The organism is Pseudomonas sp. EA_65y_Pfl1_P113 (genome assembly GCF_963970525.1).
Taxonomy (GTDB): Bacteria; Pseudomonadota; Gammaproteobacteria; order Pseudomonadales; family Pseudomonadaceae; genus Aquipseudomonas; species Aquipseudomonas tritici.
Genome location: NZ_CAXAQM010000002.1, coordinates 136,646 through 156,778, shown reverse-complemented (window position 1 = coordinate 156,778; position 20,133 = coordinate 136,646). Strand labels below are relative to the sequence as shown.

At 58.7% G+C, this 20,133-nt stretch carries 16 protein-coding genes, 1 tRNA gene and 1 pseudogene; 13 read left to right on the top strand and 5 right to left on the bottom strand.

Annotated features, from left to right (window positions below; genetic code table 11):
• The first annotated feature begins 134 nt into the window (after positions 1 to 134).
• Positions 135 to 836, top strand: a complete 702-nt coding sequence (locus tag AACY52_RS02725) for a serine protease (protein ID WP_339416145.1) — start codon at positions 135 to 137, stop codon at positions 834 to 836.
• Between the two features lie 190 nt (positions 837 to 1,026).
• Positions 1,027 to 1,569: a hypothetical protein gene (locus tag AACY52_RS02720; protein WP_339416144.1), complete on the top strand. Its 543-nt coding sequence runs from the start codon at positions 1,027 to 1,029 to the stop codon at positions 1,567 to 1,569.
• Positions 1,570 to 2,154: 585 nt separating this feature from the next.
• Here AACY52_RS02720 and AACY52_RS02715 read toward each other — a convergent pair.
• Positions 2,155 to 2,367, bottom strand: a complete 213-nt coding sequence (locus tag AACY52_RS02715) for a hypothetical protein (protein ID WP_339416143.1) — start codon at positions 2,365 to 2,367, stop codon at positions 2,155 to 2,157.
• Between the two features lie 619 nt (positions 2,368 to 2,986).
• Between AACY52_RS02715 and AACY52_RS02710 the strand changes: the two genes are divergently transcribed.
• The gene (locus AACY52_RS02710; protein ID WP_339416142.1) at positions 2,987 to 4,642 is read left to right on the top strand and encodes a methyl-accepting chemotaxis protein; all 1,656 of its coding nucleotides are present in this window, start codon (positions 2,987 to 2,989) and stop codon (positions 4,640 to 4,642) included.
• Between the two features lie 551 nt (positions 4,643 to 5,193).
• On the opposite strand, the gene AACY52_RS02705 is transcribed toward AACY52_RS02710, so the two are convergent.
• Positions 5,194 to 5,267 (bottom strand) — tRNA-Cys (locus AACY52_RS02705).
• 191 nt (positions 5,268 to 5,458) lie between these two features.
• Positions 5,459 to 7,765: an acylase gene (locus AACY52_RS02700; protein WP_339560229.1), complete on the bottom strand. Its 2,307-nt coding sequence runs from the start codon at positions 7,763 to 7,765 to the stop codon at positions 5,459 to 5,461.
• Between the two features lie 238 nt (positions 7,766 to 8,003).
• Here AACY52_RS02700 and AACY52_RS02695 point away from each other — a divergent pair, with 238 nt between their 5' ends.
• Entirely contained in the window at positions 8,004 to 8,384 is a 381-nt protein-coding gene (locus AACY52_RS02695; RefSeq protein ID WP_339416075.1) for a fe2+ zn2+ uptake regulation protein, read from the top strand.
• Between the two features lie 15 nt (positions 8,385 to 8,399).
• Here the strand turns inward: AACY52_RS02695 and AACY52_RS02690 are convergent, their stop codons facing one another.
• Entirely contained in the window at positions 8,400 to 8,588 is a 189-nt protein-coding gene (locus AACY52_RS02690; protein ID WP_049713137.1) for a hypothetical protein, read from the bottom strand.
• Between the two features lie 410 nt (positions 8,589 to 8,998).
• Here AACY52_RS02690 and AACY52_RS02685 point away from each other — a divergent pair, with 410 nt between their 5' ends.
• On the top strand, positions 8,999 to 12,037 hold the full coding sequence (locus tag AACY52_RS02685; protein WP_339560228.1) for a membrane-targeted effector domain-containing toxin: 3,039 nt from the start codon (positions 8,999 to 9,001) through the stop codon (positions 12,035 to 12,037).
• Between the two features lie 76 nt (positions 12,038 to 12,113).
• Here AACY52_RS02685 and AACY52_RS02680 read toward each other — a convergent pair whose 3' ends face one another.
• Positions 12,114 to 13,025: a LysR family transcriptional regulator gene (locus tag AACY52_RS02680; RefSeq protein ID WP_339416070.1), complete on the bottom strand. Its 912-nt coding sequence runs from the start codon at positions 13,023 to 13,025 to the stop codon at positions 12,114 to 12,116.
• A gap of 118 nt (positions 13,026 to 13,143) precedes the next feature.
• On the opposite strand from AACY52_RS02680, the gene AACY52_RS02675 reads away from it, so the two are divergent.
• The 8 genes and pseudogenes from AACY52_RS02675 (at position 13,144) to AACY52_RS02645 (ending at position 19,836) form a co-directional block, all read left to right on the top strand.
• A complete protein-coding gene (locus AACY52_RS02675) occupies positions 13,144 to 14,139 on the top strand; it encodes an aldo/keto reductase (protein WP_339416068.1) in 996 nt (331 codons plus the stop codon).
• 134 nt (positions 14,140 to 14,273) lie between these two features.
• Positions 14,274 to 15,407: pseudogene (locus tag AACY52_RS32155) on the top strand (cache and HAMP domain-containing protein); the annotation flags it as partial.
• Positions 15,408 to 15,422: 15 nt separating this feature from the next.
• Positions 15,423 to 16,268: a methyl-accepting chemotaxis protein gene (locus tag AACY52_RS32150; RefSeq protein WP_370468008.1), complete on the top strand. Its 846-nt coding sequence runs from the start codon at positions 15,423 to 15,425 to the stop codon at positions 16,266 to 16,268.
• An 82-nt stretch (positions 16,269 to 16,350) separates the two neighbouring features.
• On the top strand, positions 16,351 to 16,809 hold the full coding sequence (locus tag AACY52_RS02665; RefSeq protein ID WP_339416065.1) for an SRPBCC family protein: 459 nt from the start codon (positions 16,351 to 16,353) through the stop codon (positions 16,807 to 16,809).
• 112 nt (positions 16,810 to 16,921) lie between these two features.
• Positions 16,922 to 17,368, top strand: coding sequence for a DUF411 domain-containing protein (locus AACY52_RS02660; RefSeq protein ID WP_339416064.1), 447 nt, complete (start codon positions 16,922 to 16,924; stop codon positions 17,366 to 17,368).
• Complete coding sequence (locus AACY52_RS02655) at positions 17,365 to 17,808, top strand: YqaA family protein (protein ID WP_339416063.1); 444 nt, start codon at positions 17,365 to 17,367, stop codon at positions 17,806 to 17,808. Before AACY52_RS02660 ends, AACY52_RS02655 begins: the two co-directional genes overlap by 4 nt.
• Positions 17,809 to 17,854: 46 nt before the next feature.
• Positions 17,855 to 18,856 carry an alpha/beta hydrolase gene (locus AACY52_RS02650; protein WP_339416062.1) on the top strand — a complete coding sequence of 334 codons (1,002 nt, stop codon included), beginning with the start codon at positions 17,855 to 17,857 and terminating at the stop codon, positions 18,854 to 18,856.
• Positions 18,857 to 18,882: 26 nt separating this feature from the next.
• Positions 18,883 to 19,836 carry a D-2-hydroxyacid dehydrogenase family protein gene (locus AACY52_RS02645; protein ID WP_339427548.1) on the top strand — a complete coding sequence of 318 codons (954 nt, stop codon included), beginning with the start codon at positions 18,883 to 18,885 and terminating at the stop codon, positions 19,834 to 19,836.
• Positions 19,837 to 20,133 lie beyond the last annotated feature (297 nt).

Genomic DNA, 20,133 nt, shown 5'->3' with positions numbered 1-20,133 from the left:
CGAGGTTGACGCTCACGCCCCCGCACGGGTGTCGTGAACCAAACCACCACTTCGCCGCTGTCTTGACCCTTCCGGCTTCCAGTCTCGCGCCTGCATGCTCCGCTTGCCACAATCACCTTACGTACGAGGCGGCGATGAGCAACCCTAGGCTTACGGAGGTCACTGAGGGGAAAATGGTGTGGTCAAGGTGTATCTACCGGACGCTTACTCCGTTTATGGCTTCGCTCCAATTCAAAGCGGCAGGCACGACGTCGCTGGAGCGTCACGGTTATGGCGCGGCCTTGGTAGCACCTCGATGGGTACTGACCGCGGCCCATTGCCTGGTGAACACGCAACCGGCTGACGTCGAGGTGATCCTCGGGCGCACCCAGTTGAGCAATACACTGCAGGGGCATACCGTCGGCGTACAACAAATCGCCCTTCACCCTGAATTCCTGCGCTCGCTGACCCTTGATGTCGCGCTACTCAAACTCGATCGCGACATCACCGACATCCAGGCCATCACGCTGGTAACACGCGAAGAAGGGCTTGAAGATCGCATCAAGCGCCCCACCGCCCTCGGCTGGGGAAACACGGCGCGCAACCCAGCCCCCGACGCACAGCCGGACCATCTGCAGCGCGCACACTTGCCCAGAATGACGGACGCACTGTGCACATCACTCGCGCCAAACGTGAACCTGCAAAACACTTTCTGTGTGGGGGCTGATGGCTTGATACCGGACAGCGGCGACTCCGGTGGCCCTGTATTCACCAAACATCCCAAAAGAGGATTTGCAACTCGGCGTCGTCAGTCAAAGCGTCTTGATTGCACGCTTGTCCCACCCGAAGATCGCTGACTTTATTCGCGAAACAATGAGTGAATCGCCATGACTGGATGATTTTTGGCGGATGTGTAGGTGTGGGGGCACTACGGTTACACGGGCCTGTAGACTGCGACACACTTCCGATATCTGCACCCAAAATCCTGCATTTGCGACAACACAAACAAATACGGATGAATTTTCATCGAATAAAACGGGAACCCTCATGGGAATTAAAGTCACGATGCTAAAGGGCCTTTGCTTCCTGACCATGAGTGCCATAGCGCTCGACTCGCTCGCTGCGACGTCGGAACAGCGCTTTCTATGTTCGACGCAAGAAACACTATTATTCGGATGCAACTCCGGCCCAAAGATGATTTCGGTGTGCGCATCGCCAGGCTTCTCAGCGACAACAGGCCACGTGCAATATCGATTTGGTACGCCCGGCAAAATTGAATTGAGCTACCCCCAGAAGCTGAGTCCACCAAACGGTCATTTCTGGCTCAGCTCTACGGGCTACTCAGGTGGCGCCGAGGCACATCTGCGCTTCACCAATCATGGCGTAACCTACGCCGTTTTCGACCGCACGGTGCGCACAAACTCTACCCCAGGAGAACCTAACGACACCGAATTCAGCGAGGGCATCGTCGTGCGTCTGCCGGGTAAAAAAGCGACAAGTCGACTATGCACCTATTCCGAAGGCGGCATTCGCGAGCAGGCCTACACAACCATCGAGCGTGAAGACTTCGACGATAGCCTTGTTCCGTAAAGGATCACGGTTGCGCGCACGATCCCAAATCACAGATCGAGTAGGAGGCGGATTTACATCCGCCGTCCTCTCACGCCTTACGGCACGGATCGCGTAATACTCAGCAAGTGCCGGGCGGAATGCCGTTTTTGTTGAAGTCCTTCAGGCGCTCGCGCTCTTCCTCGGTGGAGTGCGCTGGAGTTTGTTGTTCAGGTTCTTTCTTCTTTTCTTCAGTCATTGCTATGTCCTCTGGATGGTGCTATTTCGGCACCTGGAGGAATCAGCAGTTCAAATCAATCCGCCCACCGCCCGGAAATGACCCGGACTCCCCGTGAAACGGATTGACTTGAGTGCCCCACGACCGGCTGCCCAGCCTCAACCTCGCCGAGGTCCGCGATGCCCGCCGACCTGCGTCCGTGCAGACACTAGTCTGAACTGATCTCAATAGCCTCTGGAAAGATCAGCTTTCCATACCAACCGTGCCCGGCTGTAACAGCAGATATCGGAGCAAGTAACTACAATCCCGCTACGGGCCTGCCGGTGATCGGCGATTCAATCTAGGGAATTAGCTGCGACTCAAACCGAACAACAATTTCTGACTCTCCGTTACAAGCGAAACCAACGCACTTCCTGTTTAAGCCCTATCGCCAACTGATTCAAATCATTGCTGGTGCGCAGAAGATCTTGCACAGACAGATTGTTCTGCTCAGCCACGTGCGGCTCGATGTATTTTTCCTCCACCATCCACGCCAGCATCGGCGAGGTAATGGCGTAGATCGCTCGGGTCGAGACACTGATCAATCCGCTAGTCCCTCTCATGCTCTTCCAGCCGGCATGAATGTCCCGCAAGTGGGGCGGTCAACGCCATCGCTCGCCATTTGCATAACCCCCTCGCCGCACGTTGGGCAAACCTGCCCCGCCATCGCGCATGGAGATCCGATAATGAACTCGCCCCCCATAACCGGGACCCATTTCTCGCAGCAACGAGGCTCGCGATGAAACGGCAACAGCCCCTAGCGAAAAGCCTGCCCACAATTAGCACGCCCTAGCGCTCTCCCATACAAAATACCTGTACAGAAATAGCGCTACGCATTTTTACAGCGCTCTCAGGATTCTATCGGCCCAAAGATGGCCTTGGGCTGTATCGCCGCCAAACAGTAGTCAGCCCGATAGCCAGGCCTCTATTTCTCGCGCCTGCCAGCAACCGAAGTTTACCGACCGTTCATCTGGATTGCATGATGTCATGACGACATCACGCCGATATGGTTGTACAAGACTTGTACAAACATAAAAACTTGTACAAGACTAAACCAGCCTGGAAATGACGCCGCTACTCGTTGCTGTCGAACAAAAGAATACCTGCGCAGGATGCGGACCAAGGGCGAATACATACCCTTGCAGGTGACCCCAATTGCCCCTCCCATTACGCAGGTTCATCATGCCATCGCAGACTCCGCGACTCTCTACACGGACCAGTCTCTATGCCGGCTATGCCAGCCTGCTAGCGTTTATGTTGCTGATCGCCGCTATCTCGCTGTACGCCCTGGCTAACAGCAATAAGGACTTTTTCCTCTACATTAATGGCGTTGATGCACGCACCCGCCTGGCCAACACACTGAACGACGCCGCCGCCCAGCGCGCGATTGCCCTGCGTAACATCGCCTTGAACAGCAATATCACCGCGAGAGGACAGCAGCGGGGTGCTATTGCCGCCAACGAACAAATGGTGGCCAGCAGCCTCGCCGCGCTACGCCAGGCAATTGATAACCATGATGATGTGTCGCCCAAAGAACGTGAACTGTTTTCAACCTTCGAGCAAGTCGAGAGCCGCTACAAACCGGTAGCGCACACCATTGCCGAACACCTGTTCAAGGGTGAAAACGATGAGGCCCTGCGCATGGTCAGCGAGCAGTGCACACCCTTACTGGCCGAGCTGACCCAGGCAATTGGCGAATACCTGCGCTACACCAACCAGAAGGCAGACCTGCAGGTCAGCGAAAATGACGCACACTATCTGTCACAACGCGACCTTCTGCTCGCCATTACTGCGCTGGCCGTCTTACTAGCAGCGGTACTGGGCTACGTCATCAGCCGCAACCTGCTGCGCGCGCTGGGTGCCGAACCGAGTGAACTCAACCAGCTCGCCCAACGGGTTGCCAAGGGCGATTTGCGCGCTAGCGAGCGCACGATTGAGCCACCACAAGCCAGCATCATGGCCGCCCTGCTGAGTATGCAGGAGAACCTGCGGGACATGGCCAAGGGGATAAACCTGTCCTCACAGACCGTAGCCGAATCCAGCCAGGAGCTTAGCCAATCGAGCCTGAGAAACGCCGAAAGCGTGGCCATGGCACAGTGCGAGGTCGAGCAGATCGTCACCGCCGTTCACCAAATGGCCGCCACCGTGCAGGATGTCGCGCGCAACGCCGAATCCGCTGCCAGTGCCGCCAGCGAGGCCGATAGCGCGGCCCTCTACAGCCAGCAGAAGGCCAAAGATGCTGTCAACATGATCGGCGAGCTGGCCGAGACAATCGAACAGTCCAACATGGCCATGGGCCGGCTGAAGAATGAAACCGGCAATATCGGCGGCGTGCTTGAAGTGATCAAGTCGGTGGCCGACCAGACCAACCTGTTGGCCCTCAATGCGGCCATCGAAGCTGCTCGTGCTGGCGAGGCCGGACGCGGCTTCGCGGTGGTAGCCGACGAGGTGCGCAGCCTGGCACAGCGTACCCAGAAGGCCACCTCAGAGATTGAAGGGCTGATCGCCAGTCTGCAGAAAATTGCCGACGAGACCTCGCAGCATATGCAACGCTGCAAGAGCTCCAGTGCGCAGTCGGTGTCCGGCGTTTCCGAGGCCGGTGACGCGGTAAGCACGATCGTAACCATGATCGAGCGGATCAACGGCATGAACCACCAAATCGCCGCTGCCGCCGAACAGCAGAGTACCGTTGCCGAGCAGATCAGCCGGGGCATCGTGACCGTCAGCGAAAGCGCCGAGCAATCCGCTGCAGCCTTCCGCAGCGCTCAGCAGGAAAGCGAAGGACTGGCACGCACCAGCGTCACATTGCGAGAGAACATCTCGCGCTTTCAGCTCTAGGGTCTGTTGCCGTTTCATCGCGAGCCGCGTTGCTGCGAGAAATGCCCCCCAGTTAGACGCAGGACGCAGGTAATGGTCAGAGTCCTGCCACAACATCGGGGGCCATTTCCCTAGCAACCCTAGGGTCTGACCCCATTTTTGCAATACCTGCCATTTTTGAGCGTCTGCTTTTGGCCGATTCTGTTGAAAAAGTCGGTTTCCCAAAACGCTCGAATATTGATGGTTGAAAACACCCCTGGTGCACGCTGCTACGTCAAATTCGAGCCCTGAACCTTCTGCCCATATTTCAGATTTCAATCTCAGGCGCTTACTTTTCTGCCGTGGAATTCGAAGCCGACTTTTTCAACAGAATCGGCCATTAGTAGCCGCTCAGGCTCCGTAGTATCGATCACAATCCCACGTCCAATCGGGAGAGGCATAACGATAACGGCGTCTTAAATTTCCCGAAAAAAGGTAGGGATGCGGAAGCGATCCGAAAAATTGCGGAAGTGATGACCAAACCGCAGACAATAAAAAACCCCGTAGACGTTAATCTACAGGGCTTCTAAGAGTGGAGGCCGAGGTCGGAATCGAACCGGCGTAGGCGGATTTGCAATCCGCTGCATAACCATTTTGCTACTCGGCCTCAAACGATCAGTGTCTCAACGACTAACACTCACCGCATAAAAAATTGAGTGGGCTGAAAAACCCTGCCTCTACTCTAACTCATTGAATACATTGAGGTTTTTAATGCCTCATTGCGTTCGATGGGCGCCATTATGTACGTATTTGCCAGTGCGTGCAACCCCTTGATTTCAAAAATATTTCGTATTGCCATCAAGGGGTTGCGTGCCTGCCCTGCTCCTTGATGTGCAGCTGTTGGTACTGCGGGTCAGCCTTGATTTGGGCTTCGGTGAAGGGCAGCGGGCTGAGTTTTTTCTGGGAGAACGCTAGGGTCTGGTCCTTGCTGTGTTTGGAGGCTGGGTTGCTGGACTCGGAGAACGCAAGTACGCCCCTGGCATGCGGCCCCTGATCGTCAAAGGTGACGATTTGCAGGTAGCTGGTGCCGCTGACGACTTCGCGTTTGCCATCGGCGCGGGGTACGGTTTGCATGGCATTGTAGACCCCCAATTCTTGCGGGCCGCCATGGACCGGGGTTTGGCCCGAGACTTGGATATCGCCCCATGTGCTGTTGGCGCTCAGGCCGAGTTTGGCGACATCGGCGGTAGACGTCAGCATCGCTTCTCGCAGGGCTTTGGCGACGGGTGCGCGGTCGATGGCCAGGCCACGTGGGGTGATGAGAGGCTGGGCCGGGTCGAAGGCGACGCGCCAGGCGTCGGGGATTTGCTGCAGCTGTTGCACCAGGTTGATGAAGTGCACAAGGCCCACGCCGCTGTCGAGGTTGGCGCGCTGGTCCCAGTTTTTCAGGCTGGTGCACAGCGGTTGCAGCGCGGTGGTGTCGGCGCCGAGGTGTTTGGCGCAGAACGCGAGCAGGTCGGGCATGACTTGGCCCGCCAGGTACACCTCGTTGTCCATCACCATGTTTTGCAGGTCGGTGACGCTGATCGGTTTATTCAGGGACTGCAGGCGTTGTAGCGCGAAGCGCCCGCGGGGGCCGAGGCCGATGTGGTCCTGGCTGATCACCGGGGAGAACCCGGTGAGTGGCGCCTTGGGGTTGACCAGCCACGCCGAGTCGTTGGAATGCAGCACGTAGTCGCTGCGTTCCAGTTGCGGCAGTTGGTCGGCCGGGAAGATGCCGGCCTGGGCCGCGCGTGGGTCGATGTCCCAGGCGCAGGCGCTGCGGGCGCCGTCGAGCATGATCAGTTGCACGCCAGCGCGAGGGTCGCTGCATTGCGACAGTTTGGCCGCGCTGACGTTGGGTACCACTGACTGGTTCATGTACAGGCTCTGGCCCTGGTCATCGGCCGCCACCGTGTTGACCCACGGGATGCCTTGCAGGGTGCGCACTGAGGTTTTCAGTTCATTGAGGCTGCTGGCGCGGTTCATCGCATACCACTGTTGCAGCACGCGGTCGTTGCCCAGGTTGGCGTCGCGCAGGCTGTAGGCGTGATGCCTATCCCAATCGAGCTTGCCCGGCCACTGCACCACCGGGCCGAACTGCGAGCTATAGACCGTGTGCGACTGGTTCTTGAGGCTGCCATCGGCTTGTTTGACCCGCACCTTCACCGTGGTTTTATCCAGGGCAACAGATTTGCCATCGAGCATGTAGCGCGTGGAATCCTTGGGGTCCAGGGTCAGGCGGTACAGGGTGAAGTGCTTGGACGTATCCACCGTATGGGTCCACGCCACATGCTGATTGAAGCCGATATTGATCACCGGCAAGCCCGGCAGCGCGGCCCCCATCACATCCAACTGGCCGGGGATGGTCAGGTGCATCTCATAAAACCGCATGCCACCCACCCACGGGAAGTGCGGATTGGCCAGCAGCATACCGCGCCCATTGAATGAGCGATCCCGCCCCACCGCCACCGCGTTACTGCCGCGATCGAAGGCGAAGCGCTGTTGGTTGGCGGCGGCCAGTTCAAACGCCTTGGCGCTGGTCGGCGCACTGGCCGTCGCGTGTGGAGGTGTCGCACCGACCAGCGCTTCGGCGAATTGGCCTACACCACCTTCCACCAGCAGCCTACGGGTCAGTTTGACCAAGTCTTCAGCCACCAGTGGCCGTACCCACGCCGCCTGGCACTGAGCCGGCGCGCTCTGCTCTTTCAGGTAGCGGTTGTAGCCGGCCACATAACCTTCAATACGCTGCTGGATCTGTGGACTCTGCGCTTTCCAGAACGCGGCGACGGCGTCCGGCGTATTCAGCCAGGTAAAGAACACATCGCTGGCCAGGTTGGTGCGCTCTTCCAGGGTCGTCTGCTCCGGGCCAAAGAAGTTGGCGCGCTGGCCATTCACCGTGACCACTTCATTTGCCAGCAAGCACAGGTTGTCCTGGGCGTAGGCGTAGCCAATGCCGAAGCCCAGGCCACGCTCGTCATTGGCGCGGATGTGCGGCACGCCGTAGCTGGTACGCCGGATATCCGCCGACGCTTGCGTCACCTGCTCCCGCGCCAAAGCAGCCAGGCTCAATCCCAGCAACACCCCGGCCATACATACCCTGGACACCCCATTGGAAATAATCACGCAGACTCCACAGTCAGATTTAACCGCCTCACGCGGGGCAATAACCCCACCGTAAGAACGCAAACCACCGGGAATAATTTAGCAAGGGGCGAGGTTTATTGAAGACAGCGCGAACGTAACAAAACCGATACCGACAAATTTTCTACATCCGGCACTTCATGATTTCGCTCGCTCGTTCGTCTTATTAACCAAGAGCGCTCATTTTTTTCCTGATCAGGCTCTGATAGGGAGTTTTAGCATGTACAACCCGCAAGTGCCCACGGATGGACATTCACCGGCTGCCGACACCCATTTCGGCAGCGGTACACACGTGTTCGGCAAAACGCCGGAACAGCAAGGCAACCAGCGTATTCGCCACCTGCTCAAGTGTTTTGGCTTGCGCACCAGCCTGATCCGGCTGAAGGTCATTGACGCCCTGCTCACCGCCGCCGACAACCGACGCAGCCTCGGCGTGCGCGGCGTGCACAGCCATTTGCTGGAACTAGGCATTCCGCTGTCATTTCTCAGCGTGCGCGAGGTGCTCAAGCGTCTGTGCAGCGAAGGCGTGATCACCCTCAATGCAGATAAAAGCTACAGCCTCCACGAAGAGGCTGCCAAGGTGATCGAAGGTCGCACCTGAGGCGCGATCTAGCGCTTAGAGCTTGACCTTGCGGCGCATGACACCGTTGATCACCACGACGACCACTGCGACGGCAATGGCGATGGTCTGGAATGTTTTCTCACTGATAACCCCAGTGTTCTGCAGGTAGGACAGGCCAAACATCGTCGCCAGTACGGCCAGGGCAATCAGAATCGAATATTTCAAACGTTGCTTTTGTGTCATGACGGGTTCCTGAACCTGAAAAATATAGCCGCTGTGAACGGGCCGACAGGCGCTCATGTTACAGGTGATGAAAAACTTTGGCATGTCCGGCTGGATTTAGCCATTGACCAGCGGTATCCCATTAACACCCGATCACACTGTGAACGGGAACGGCGACGGCGAGCACTGCCAATCAGAATTGTGCCTTTTCGACAGAAAGTCTGAAAGCACGCGCAGAACCTCTGAATTCACAGGTATTCGCTATGACCGCCAACAGCAGTGCCGCCAGGCTCCACTCAATTTCGCCTCCCCCCTATACATCGCCAATGCAGCCAGACACTGTCACTGCAACGCAACCGATAAAGGCTGTGCCATCCTCCCCTGCGCCTAGACCGGGCCCTATCAGTGGAGCCCTGGGCTGGCCCGTGCCATTGAGCGCGGAACAACAGCGAATAATCGAAAACCTCGTCGACCGTAACACCGCGCAATTGGAAGGATTACCGCTGATCACGCGGCGTCACGGTGCGTTGGGCTACCTGCTCCAAGGGCAGCGCCTGTCCCCACTGGAACTGCGCGATCCTGCCAAGGCGTTGGAACTGCTGCTCGATACCCCGCGCGCACGAGCGCTGGGCAAGGCAATAGAGTCAGCATTGGCGGGTTTTCCAAATGCCACCCGTCGAGAGGATTATGTACTGGCGGCTATCCAGATAGGCCTGGATCCCGAGTCAATGACGGCTCCGGGCAGGAGCACCGTTGCTGGCTACAACCTTGCCCAAAACGATCATTGGGGTAAACCGGCCTCAGCAGTGATCGACGGTTTGAGCCGCCACCTGGAGAGTGAGCGGCGTAGCGAAGCCGGTGACTTGGCGGCCCGGCTATTGCTGGCTCGGGTGGCACCGCAGTTTTTGCTAAAGGACATCCCTGACCATGTGGTCTATGGCAGCCACGCCTGGGCGACGATGAGCATTCTGGTCGCCAGGCAAGAAGCCCACGTGCCGGGCTCGGCAAAAGAGATGACGTACGCTCAGCTCTTGGAAAACGCGGAGAACCTGGCGCCGCCCGCCTCCAAAGCGGCGCAGCGAGCAGCGTTGATCGACTGGGGTGTATGCAACGGTTATCTGCGCATCAGAAACGACGAGCATTACGGCAAGGACGAACTTGATCTGGCGCGAACTGCATTCAATGAGCAACTGGACCAAATGAAAGCGGCCTCGGAGCAGCTGGACATCAAGCTACCGAGCCGCAAAGCGATGGCCCTGGCCGTACTCAAGCAAGCATTTCCGGATATTGATGAGCGTGTGTTTGAAATCAGGGGCTTGTCGATCAAGGATCGAGAGTTCAACCCAGGTTCGCGCTCGATGCTCGACATCGTCATGGAAGGGAATACCCTGGGTCCCTCCGATCTCTGGGAGACCCGCGACAGGCGTATTCCGATTGACGCATTCAACACGTGGAGCAAAACCGCAGCTGCCGACATCGCAGTTGAATTCGAGCCTGCATTGAACAGGCAAAAAGACCTTCACGCCACGCTGGTCAAGCAATTAGTGGCTCGACTGCCACTTCAAGACCGCACACGTTTTGCTAATGGGAAGCTCGAGTTCTTCAAGGAAAACACCTACGCGCCGGGGCTGCTTTCAGACACCCTTGAACGTCGAAAAAACAGCCTGCTGGTAAAAATCCAACACAATAAAAAAGACTTTGTCTACGAGCTTGACCCGGAGCATGGCCTGATCCGGGAACGACCCTTGCTGGAGGGGAAGATCCCAAGTAGTCGGCGTTTCTACAACATGATCCACAAAGTTGAGCGCTTTACACCTAAGGACAACAACACCGCGCATCTGCGTGAGGCACGGGTGGGTGACAGCTATCGATCGCCCCAGAGTTTTTCCAGTGAGCGCACTCGCCACATCGCCGACGCCTACGTCGAAGCACTTGGCCTTGACGCGCAGTCCAGGGGACTGACCTCCTTTGATAAAGAACGCGGACAACAGGAAGGATTGAAACAATTCCTGCTCGACCTCATCCCCCTGCGCTCGGCTATCAATAACTTCCAGGACGGCAACTACGGCGCAGGCCTCACGGACCTGGCCATCGATATCTTCGGCTTCGTTACCGCCGGACTCGGTGCCGGTGCGAAGGTCGTGAAGGCGAGCTCCGCCGCGGTTTCTGGGGTGCAAAAAGCCCTCAAGGTGGCCAGGATACTGGGGGTCACGGCGATAAGTGAACTTAATCCAGTGAGTGGCGTAACGGATGTGATCAGAGGTACCGCAAACGTCATTGGCAAAGGAGCCAACTTCGCCGTGGAGAGCTATCGTTCCCTGTTCCGAGCCGCCGATGGAGCTGACTTGTTGGCCGCCAGTAAGAAACATGGCATCGCCGCCAGCGGTGAACTGCTGGTCGGCGACGCACGTGTCGAAACCATCGCCGTTTTCCACGAAGATCGTTGGTATCACTACGACCCCGTGACTCAGAAACCCTATGGCCCGCCACTCGACTACTTCACCCCTGCAAGCTGGGCGCAGTCCAATATGTTGATGCCGGCCAGCCGAACCTCGTCCGTCGTAGGCAACCATCGCTATAACCCGGTAGCTCTGAATTCGTACCCTCCTTTCCCGCCAACGATTGCGCCCACCCTGCCGCAGAAAACCGACCATTTAACGCCGGGTGAATACCTGAAAAATACCCAAGCCAAAGAGGTGCATGCCCATTTCACCCCATCGCGACTGGGGGCTACCCGGCAAAAATTTCTTAATGACATGAGTACGTTCTATATCACGGCCACCGTCCCAGCAACGCGCCCACCGCTGCCGGTCCTTAACGGTTCGACTGCCCCGAATGACCTTATCGAGAAAGCGCTGGACCAAAATAATACGCTGGTATTTGGTGAGTCCCATCAAGGCATGTCGAGCTTTCAAACGCTCTACGATGCGATGGACACATTTCAGGCAAAGGGGGTCAGATCTTTTTTTTGCGAAGGACTGCTGCCCAAAAGCAACGGTGGCTGGCGCGACGCCGGCCTGGGCACTGTCGCCCTTGATGCGCGGACACCGGGCAAGTTTCCGACCTTGGCCGACTTGTTGAAAAAAGCCGAGCTCAATGGCATCAAGGTCATCCCGCTCGAACACTACTGGCTGACGAAACGTAAGGACGTGTCGGGTACCTACCACAACATCCGGCCTGATACGGCGTTATCCAAACAGCGCCTGGAAGAATTCAACTATTTTGCTACACGAACTATCGAGCAACATGCCAACGGCGGAAAATCTGTGGTGTTGGTCGGCCGTTCACACATGATGACGTGTGAGGGTGTGCCGGGCATCGCGGAACTCACCAATGGCATCGGCATCGGCATTTATGAAGGCTCGCAGACCATCGCCTCGAAAAGTACCTACCGCATCCCTAATCCCAATCAATCACTGCAAAAGGGTGACATGGCGGGTGATTTTCAAATCTTCAGGAAAGTTGTTTAGTGCTCACACTGCGCGGACTCACGCCGGGGCGGCGAGGATTTAATACCCCACCCGGCGCTTATCGCAAGGCGCACGCCTAGCGTTGCAACCCGGTGCCAGGTTGGGCGCATAGTTCAACCAACCAATCCACGAAGACGCGCACGCGCTGGGACAGCTGGCGATGCGGCGGATACAGAGCCGTCAGGGCCATCTTCGGCACCGCCAACCTTGGTAGCACCTCAACCAGCGTGCCTTCGGCCAATTGGCGCATTGCGTGATAATTCGGCGCCTGTATCAGGCCGAACCCGGCTTCGCATGCGGCAAAGTAGCCGTCGGAACTGTTCACCGCCAACCCTTTGGGCAGGTTGACCGTCTGTAATTCGCCGCCCACCTCAAACTCCAGGCCGAACCGTTTGCCGCTGGCGCTGGAGACGTACTCGACCATCTGGTGATCGACCAGGTCTTCGAATGAAGTGGGAACCCCTCTGCGCGCCAGGTACTCCGGACTCGCCAGGGTGAGTTGATCCATCATCGCCAAAGGCCGCGCCACCAGCGATTCGTCCAGGGCCATGCCGCCGCGCAGCACGCAATCCACGCCCTCGCGGATCAGGTCCACCGGGCGGTCGTTAAGGCGGATCTCCAGTTCGATCTGCGGGTAGCGCGCAGTGAATGACGGCAATGCGGGGATCACGATCAAGCGGCCAATGCCCGACGGCATATCCACGCTCAGGGTGCCGCGCGGGTTGTGGCGCTGGGTGGAAAACACCGCTTCGGTTTCTTCCAGGTCTGTCAGCAGTTGTACGCAGCGCTGGTAATACGCGGCGCCATCCAATGTAGGGCTGACTTGACGCGTGGTGCGTTGCAACAGTTGCACGCCCAGGTGTGCTTCCAATTGCTTGATCAGGATGGTCACCGAAGCGCGTGGCAATTGCAGGCTGTCGGCCGCCTTGGCAAAGCCGCGCAGTTCGACGATCCGTGTGAACACGCGCATCGCGTTAAAACGGTCCAAGTGCAGGCTCCCCATTGGATTATTTAGATAATACGAACAGTGATAGCACTTTTAGCCGGTTTATCCAGTTTTTGTCGAGCGTGACAATGGAGTCCTTCCCCATCAAGGAGCTGACCCCATGCACACCCGTCCTCTAGGTACAAACGGCCCACTCGTCTCCGCCATCGGCCTCGGCTGTATGGGCATGAGCGATTTCTACACGCCTGGCAACGACACTCGGGAAGCCACCGCCACCCTGCATCGCGCGTTGGAGCTGGGCATCAATTTCCTGGACACAGCTGACATGTACGGCCCGCACACCAATGAACAACTGATCGGCAAAGCCATCGCTGGCAAGCGCGAGCAGGTGTTCCTGGCCAGCAAGTTCGGCATCCTTCGCGACCCGGCCAACCCCGCGTTGCGCGGCGTCAATGGCCGCCCCGAGTACATCCGCGAAGCCATCAACGGCACACTGCAGCGCCTGGGTGTAGAAACCCTGGACCTGTACTACCAGCACCGTATCGACCCGGAGGTCGCCATCGAAGAAACCATCGGCGCGATGGCCGAGCTCGTGCAACAAGGCAAGGTGCGTTACTTGGGCCTGAGCGAAGCCTGCGCCGCCACCCTGGAACGCGCTCACAACGTGCATCCGATCAGTGCCCTGCAAAGCGAGTACTCGTTGTGGAGCCGCGACCAGGAATACAACGGTTGCCTCGCCACCTGCCAGCGCCTGGGTATCGCATTTGTGCCTTATAGCCCGCTCGGCCGTGGCTTCCTCACGGGCGCACTGAAGAGTCCGGATGACGTTGGCGTCGATGATTATCGTCGCTTCAACCCGCGCTTCCAAGGCGAAAACTTCGTCAAGAACCTGCAACTGGTGCAGCAAGTGCAGGCGCTGGCAGCCGATAAAGGTGTCAGCGCCGGGCAACTTGCGCTGGCCTGGGTGCTGGCGCAGGGCGATTACCTCATTCCGATTCCCGGCACCAAGCAGCGCAAGTACCTGGAAGAAAATGCGGCGGCCGTTTCGATCAACCTCAGCCAGGCAGAATTGGCGGCACTGGAGGCGATCTTCCCCTCCGAGGCACCCGCCGGCTTGCGCTACCCCGAGGCGGTAATGGCCATGCTGAATATCTGATCAAAGGAGCGCCCTCAAAAGGCGCTCTTTTTTTCTTGCACGAGGGCACCTAAAGCTCCTCATGTCCAAGCCGATAGCCCTACGAAGCTCTAATAAAGCCGCGTCGACAATAAACGCTTCGTAAGGACGACCTCATGCCCACACTGCGCTCCATCCAAGCCCGCTATACCCTGTTCCTGGTGCTGTTCGTCCTGGTCTTATTTGTATTGACCGTGGTGGGAATCGGCCAGTTGGTCGCGCCTACGCTGCGTCACACCGAAGAACAGGTGGTGCTCAACCGCATCGCTGAGGTCGCCGAGCAAATCCAGGGCGAGCTGAACAAGGTTCAGTCCCAGCAACGCACCATCACTCAGACCATCCCTTTGCTCGACAGCGATGCCATCGACAAAGTCCTCCCAGGCCTGGTCGACCAATACGGCGAGCTGAAAGTCTTCGGCGGCGGGATCTGGCCGTTACCCAATCAACGCACGCCTGGACGCAACAAGCACAGCACGTTCTGGCACCGCGATGCCTCGGGCAAGCTGGCGGTGAATACGTTCTGGAACAGCGACCCCGCACCTAACTACTACGACCAGAGCTGGTACAAAGGTGGCCTGGCCTCGCCGCGCGGCCAATGCGCCTGGGCCGCCGCCTACAAGGATGACGCCAGCCAGGAGCCGCGTACCAACTGCGCCATGGCGATCCAGCGCGACGGCGTGCCGTATGGCGTCGCCACCATCGACGTGACCCTGGGTTTCTTCAACGACCTGGTGGCCAGCAAAGAAAAAGACATCGGCGGGCAAATGCTGATCGTCGAAGGCGACGGCAAGATCATCAGCAACAGCACGCGCATCAGCAGTCCCGTGGTGTTGAAAAACATCAGCGAACTCAGCGGCTCCTCGGCGTTCGCCGCCCAGGTCAGCAAGGCCCTGGCCCAGCGCGACCAGGCGCTACAACGCAGCGAGTTCGACAACCAGGGCGTGGCCAGCACCTTTTATATGCGCCCGATCGCCGGCACGCCGTGGTTCCTTGCCACCGCCCTGCCCACCTCGCTGATTACCGCTCAGCGCGATGACGTACTCGGCACCCTGGCCCTGCTGCAAATCCCCATGGTATTGCTGCTGGTGCTGCTCGCGGTGTATGCGATCCGCCAACTGGTGCAGCGCATGAAGTCGCTGAAAACCAATATCGACGCACTGTCCGCCGGCGATGCCGACCTGACGCGGCGCATCACCATCCGCGCCGAAGACGAACTGGGTGCCATTGGTCACTCGGTGAACCACTTTATTGTCTACTTGCAGAACATGATCGGCGAAGTCACCCAAGCCACCGGCGCCATGTCGTCGAGCCTTGAGCAACTGCAGCGGACCTCGGCGCACACCAACCAGATTCTGGTGCGGCACGCCTCGGAAACCGACCAGACGGTAACCGCCATCACCGAAATGAGCTCCACCGCCGACACCGTCGCGCAAAACGCCGCCGAAACCGCTGCGTTCACCCAGCGCGCCAATGAGCACGCTGACCGTTCCCGTGTGGTTGTGGGTGAGGCCTCCAACAGCGTCAGCGCCTTGATCGGCGAAGTCTCCAGCGCCACCCACAGCGTGGAAAACATGCGCCAGGACGCCGCACGCATCACCGAAACCCTCGGCGTGATCGGTGCAATTGCCGGCCAGACCAACCTGCTCGCCCTCAACGCCGCGATTGAAGCGGCGCGGGCCGGGGAACAAGGCCGTGGTTTTGCGGTGGTCGCCGATGAAGTCCGCGCCCTCGCCGCACGCACTCAGGCCAGCACCTCGCAGATCAACGAAATGCTCACCCGCCTGACCGCGGGCGTCAGTTCCTCGGTAGCCGCCATGGAAAACACCCAGGCCAGCTGTCAGTCGGCGGCGGATGCCACGGCGCGGGTGAACACCGGCCTGGACGAAATGGCAGGTTCCGTCAGCCATATCAACAACCTCAGCACCCAGATCGCCACGGCCGCCGAGCAGCAAAGCGCAGTGACCGAGGAGATCAACCGCAGCATGGTGCAGATCCGACAAATGGTCGAAGAGCTGGTAGAGAGCGGCCACGCCACTGAAACCAATACCCAGAGCCTGCTGGATGCGAATGGCCGGGTGATTGCGTTGATGAGTCGCTTCAAAGTGCGGTGATAAATGGCTGAAACACTCCCGTGCCAAAGCGCGGGAGTGGGACTATTCTGACAGCTCGAAGACGCCACACAGGAGGTGTGCCATGCGCGCAGCCGAGCAGTCGTTCCGCTTGGAGCGGATCAGTCAGGAACGCTTTATCCAGGCTCCCATCGAAGCCGTTTACGACTATGTGACCCAACCGGATCGCTGGCACGAATGGCACCCCACCTCCCTCAGCGCCGACACTGGCACCACCGGCTCACTGCCCGCCGGCGCACGTTTCACCGAGTTCATCGACTTGCTGGGTGTGCGTGTGCCGATGAGTTACCGCGTACAGATCGCCCGGCGCCCCGGCGAATTCAAGACGGTGTTCACCTCCCTGGCGGTTGATGGCTCCATCCACTATTTCCTGCTGCCCCATCAAGGCGGCACGCTGTTCAAGCGTGTATTGACGTATGAAACCGAATTGCAGCTGACCACGTTGCGTGAACGCATGATCGAACTCTCGGCGATTGCCCTCGGCCAGCTCAAGCTTCGGATGGAAAATCCCCCCGTCGTATAATTTTGAAACATTCCCGCCCTGCCTGCAGAGCTGTGGAAGCTGGCCTGCTTGCAATGACGTCGTCATGATCGCCGCCATCCCAAAGCCTAACGCCTGCACGCGAGTCTCCTCTATGAAAAGCACATTACGCTTGGCCCTGCTGTCTGCCCTGTTCACCACCACCCTCGCCCAGGCCGCCGACCTGATTCCCATCGACGTGCACCGTGACGCCAACTGCGGCTGCTGCAAAAAGTGGATCACCCATCTGGAAAGTAACGGTTTCAAGGTCAACGACCACGTGGAAGCCGATATGAGCGCCGTCAAACAACGCCTGGGCGTGGCACCGCGCCTGGGCTCGTGCCATACCGCCGTGATCGACGGCAAATTCGTTGAAGGCCATGTGCACGCCGATCAAGTGCTGGCCCTGCGCAAACGCAACGACCTGCTGGGCATTGCTGCACCGGGTATGCCCATGGGCTCACCGGGCATGGAAGTGGGAGGCCGCAGCGAGGCCTATCAAGTCATCGGGCTGACCCGTGAGGGTAAAGATGTCGTGGTGGCTGAATACCCGGCGCAATGATCGCGGGCTACCTGGGATTATTCTTCGCGGCGTTTGGCGCCGCGACCTTACTGCCACTGCAATCGGAAGCCGTGATGGTCGGCCTGCTGCTCAGCGGGCATTACAGCCTAGGGCTGTTGCTGGGGGCTGCCACGTTGGGCAACGTGCTGGGGTCGGTGGTTAACTGGTGGCTCGGACGCTGGGTTGAGCACTTTAAGGAACGGCGCTGGTTTCCGGTCAGCGACAGGCAGTTGGACAAAGCCCGTCAACATTACGCGCGATGGGGGCATTGGACCCTGTTGCTCAGTTGGGTGCCGATCATTGGCGACCCGCTGACGTTGGTCGCCGGGGTGATGCGTGAGCCTCTGTGGCGATTCCTGCTGCTGGTGACCCTGGCCAAAAGCGTGCGTTATGGCGTGCTCGCGGCAATCACCTTACAGTGGGTGTTAATCCCCACTTAATCCCCTCGCAACAGCATCCGAGCACCCTTTTTTCGGAGCCCCGCCAATGCCTCTGCCCCGTACTTTTTGCATCGCCGGCCTGCTCGCGGCCAGTACCGCCCCGGCGTTCGCCGCTACCTACGGCCCCGAGCTGCAAGGCTTCGAATACCCCTACCCGCTTCAGCATTTCGAATTTGAATCCCAGGGCAAGGCCTTGCAAATGGGCTATATGGACGTGCCCGCCAAAGGGCAGGCCAACGGCCGCAGCGTGGTGCTGATGCACGGCAAGAATTTCTGCGGCGCCACATGGGAAGGCTCGATCAAAGCCCTGAGCGACGCCGGTTACCGGGTGATCGCGCCGGACCAGATCGGCTTCTGTAGCGCCAGCAAGCCCGATCACTATCAATACAGCTTCCAGCAGCTGGCAACCAACACCCACCAGTTGCTGGAAAAGCTCGGGATTCAAAAAGCCACCCTCATCGGTCACTCCACCGGCGGCATGCTTGCCACGCGCTATGCACTGATGTACCCCGCGCAGACCGAACAACTTGGGCTAGTCAATCCGATTGGCCTGGAAGATTGGAAGGCCTTGGGCGTGCCTTCCCTCACCGTCGACCAATGGTATGAGCGCGAGCTGAAAGTCAGCGCCGAAGGCATTCGCAACTACCAACTCACCACCTATTACGTCGGGCGCTGGAAGCCGGAGTACGAGCGCTGGGTGGACATGTACGCCGGCCTGAGCAACGGCCCGGGGCATACGCTGGTCGCGTGGAATTCGGCGTTGATTTACGACATGATCTTTACCCAGCCGGTGTACTACGAGTTCAAGAACCTGCAAATGCCCACGCTGCTGCTGATGGGCACGTCCGACAACACCGCCCTTGGCAAAGACGTCGCACCGCCAGCGGTCAAGGCCAAGCTCGGCAACTATGCGGTGCTGGGCAAGCAAGTCGCCAAGTTGATCCCCCATGCAACCCTGGTGGAATTCCCAGGCTTGGGGCATGCACCGCAGATGGAGGAACCGGCCCAGTTTCACAACGCCCTGTTGCAGGGTCTGAACGCGCTTTAATCCTACCTTTTTCGAGGTGCTCGTGAATGTCGGTACAGATCGCAGTCATTGATGATTGGCAGAATGTGGCCAGTGGCGTGGTGGATTGGTCGGTCCTGCAGGCCGTGGGCAATGTGCACTTTCTGCACGATTACCCGGCAGATACTGCCACCATGATCGAGCGTTTGAAGGGCTTTGAGGTGATTTGCGTAATGCGCGAACGCTCGACCTTCGACAAAGCCCTGCTGCAAGGCCTGCCTGCGCTCAAATTGCTGGTGACCGGCGGCATGCGCAACGCGGCGATCGACATTCGTGCTGCCAAGGCCCTGGGCATCACGGTATGCGGCACCGACAGCTATAAACACGCGGCGCCGGAACTGACCTGGGCGTTGATCATGGCCTCCACCCGTAACGTGGTGGCCGAAGCCAATTCGTTGCGTGCTGGCCACTGGCAGGTTGGCCTCGGCGGCGACCTGTATGGCAAGACCCTGGGCATTCTCGGGCTCGGTAGCATTGGCCAGAAGGTCGCGCAGTTCGCCCAGGTGTTCGGCATGCGCGTGATTGCCTGGAGCGAAAACCTTACGCCTGAGCGTGCTGCACAGTCCGGCGTTACGTGGGTCAGCAAGAGAGAGCTGTTTGAGCAGGCCGACGTCCTCACGGTGCACCTGGTACTCAGCGACCGCAGTCGTGGTTTAGTGGATGCCGAGGCGCTGGGTTGGATGAAGCCCACTGCCCACTTGGTCAATACCGCACGTGGGCCGATTGTGGATGAGCAAGCGCTGGTGCATGCACTGGAAACCGGGCGCCTGGCGGGGGCGGCGCTGGATGTATACGCCGAGGAACCGTTGCCGGTGGAGCACCCGTTCCGCCGTTTGGCAAATGTGCTGGCCACGCCACACGTGGGGTATGTAAGCCAGCAGAATTACCGGCAGTTCTATTCTCAGATGATCGAAGATATCCACGCTTGGACAAACGGTCTGCCCATTCGCGTGCTGGGCTAACGCACCATTCAAGGGCAACCCTCTTGCAGTGAGCGGTCTTGCCCCGCGCTGGGGCGCGAAGCGGCCCCAAAACCGTCACACTGGGGTTTCACTGCAGCACCGCGCAAACTAGATTAGGAGCGCTGCGCACTCCAGCGCAGGACAAGCCCGCTCACTACAACCCCCTCCCTTCGCGCAAAGCATATCGTTACAAGTATTTTGTCCTACAAAATTCTCGTATAAACCCTACAGACGCTAGGATCTGTCCTAGACTGATGACCGATGGGTCCGTTTCAAAACAAAAACCCCGCGAAAATA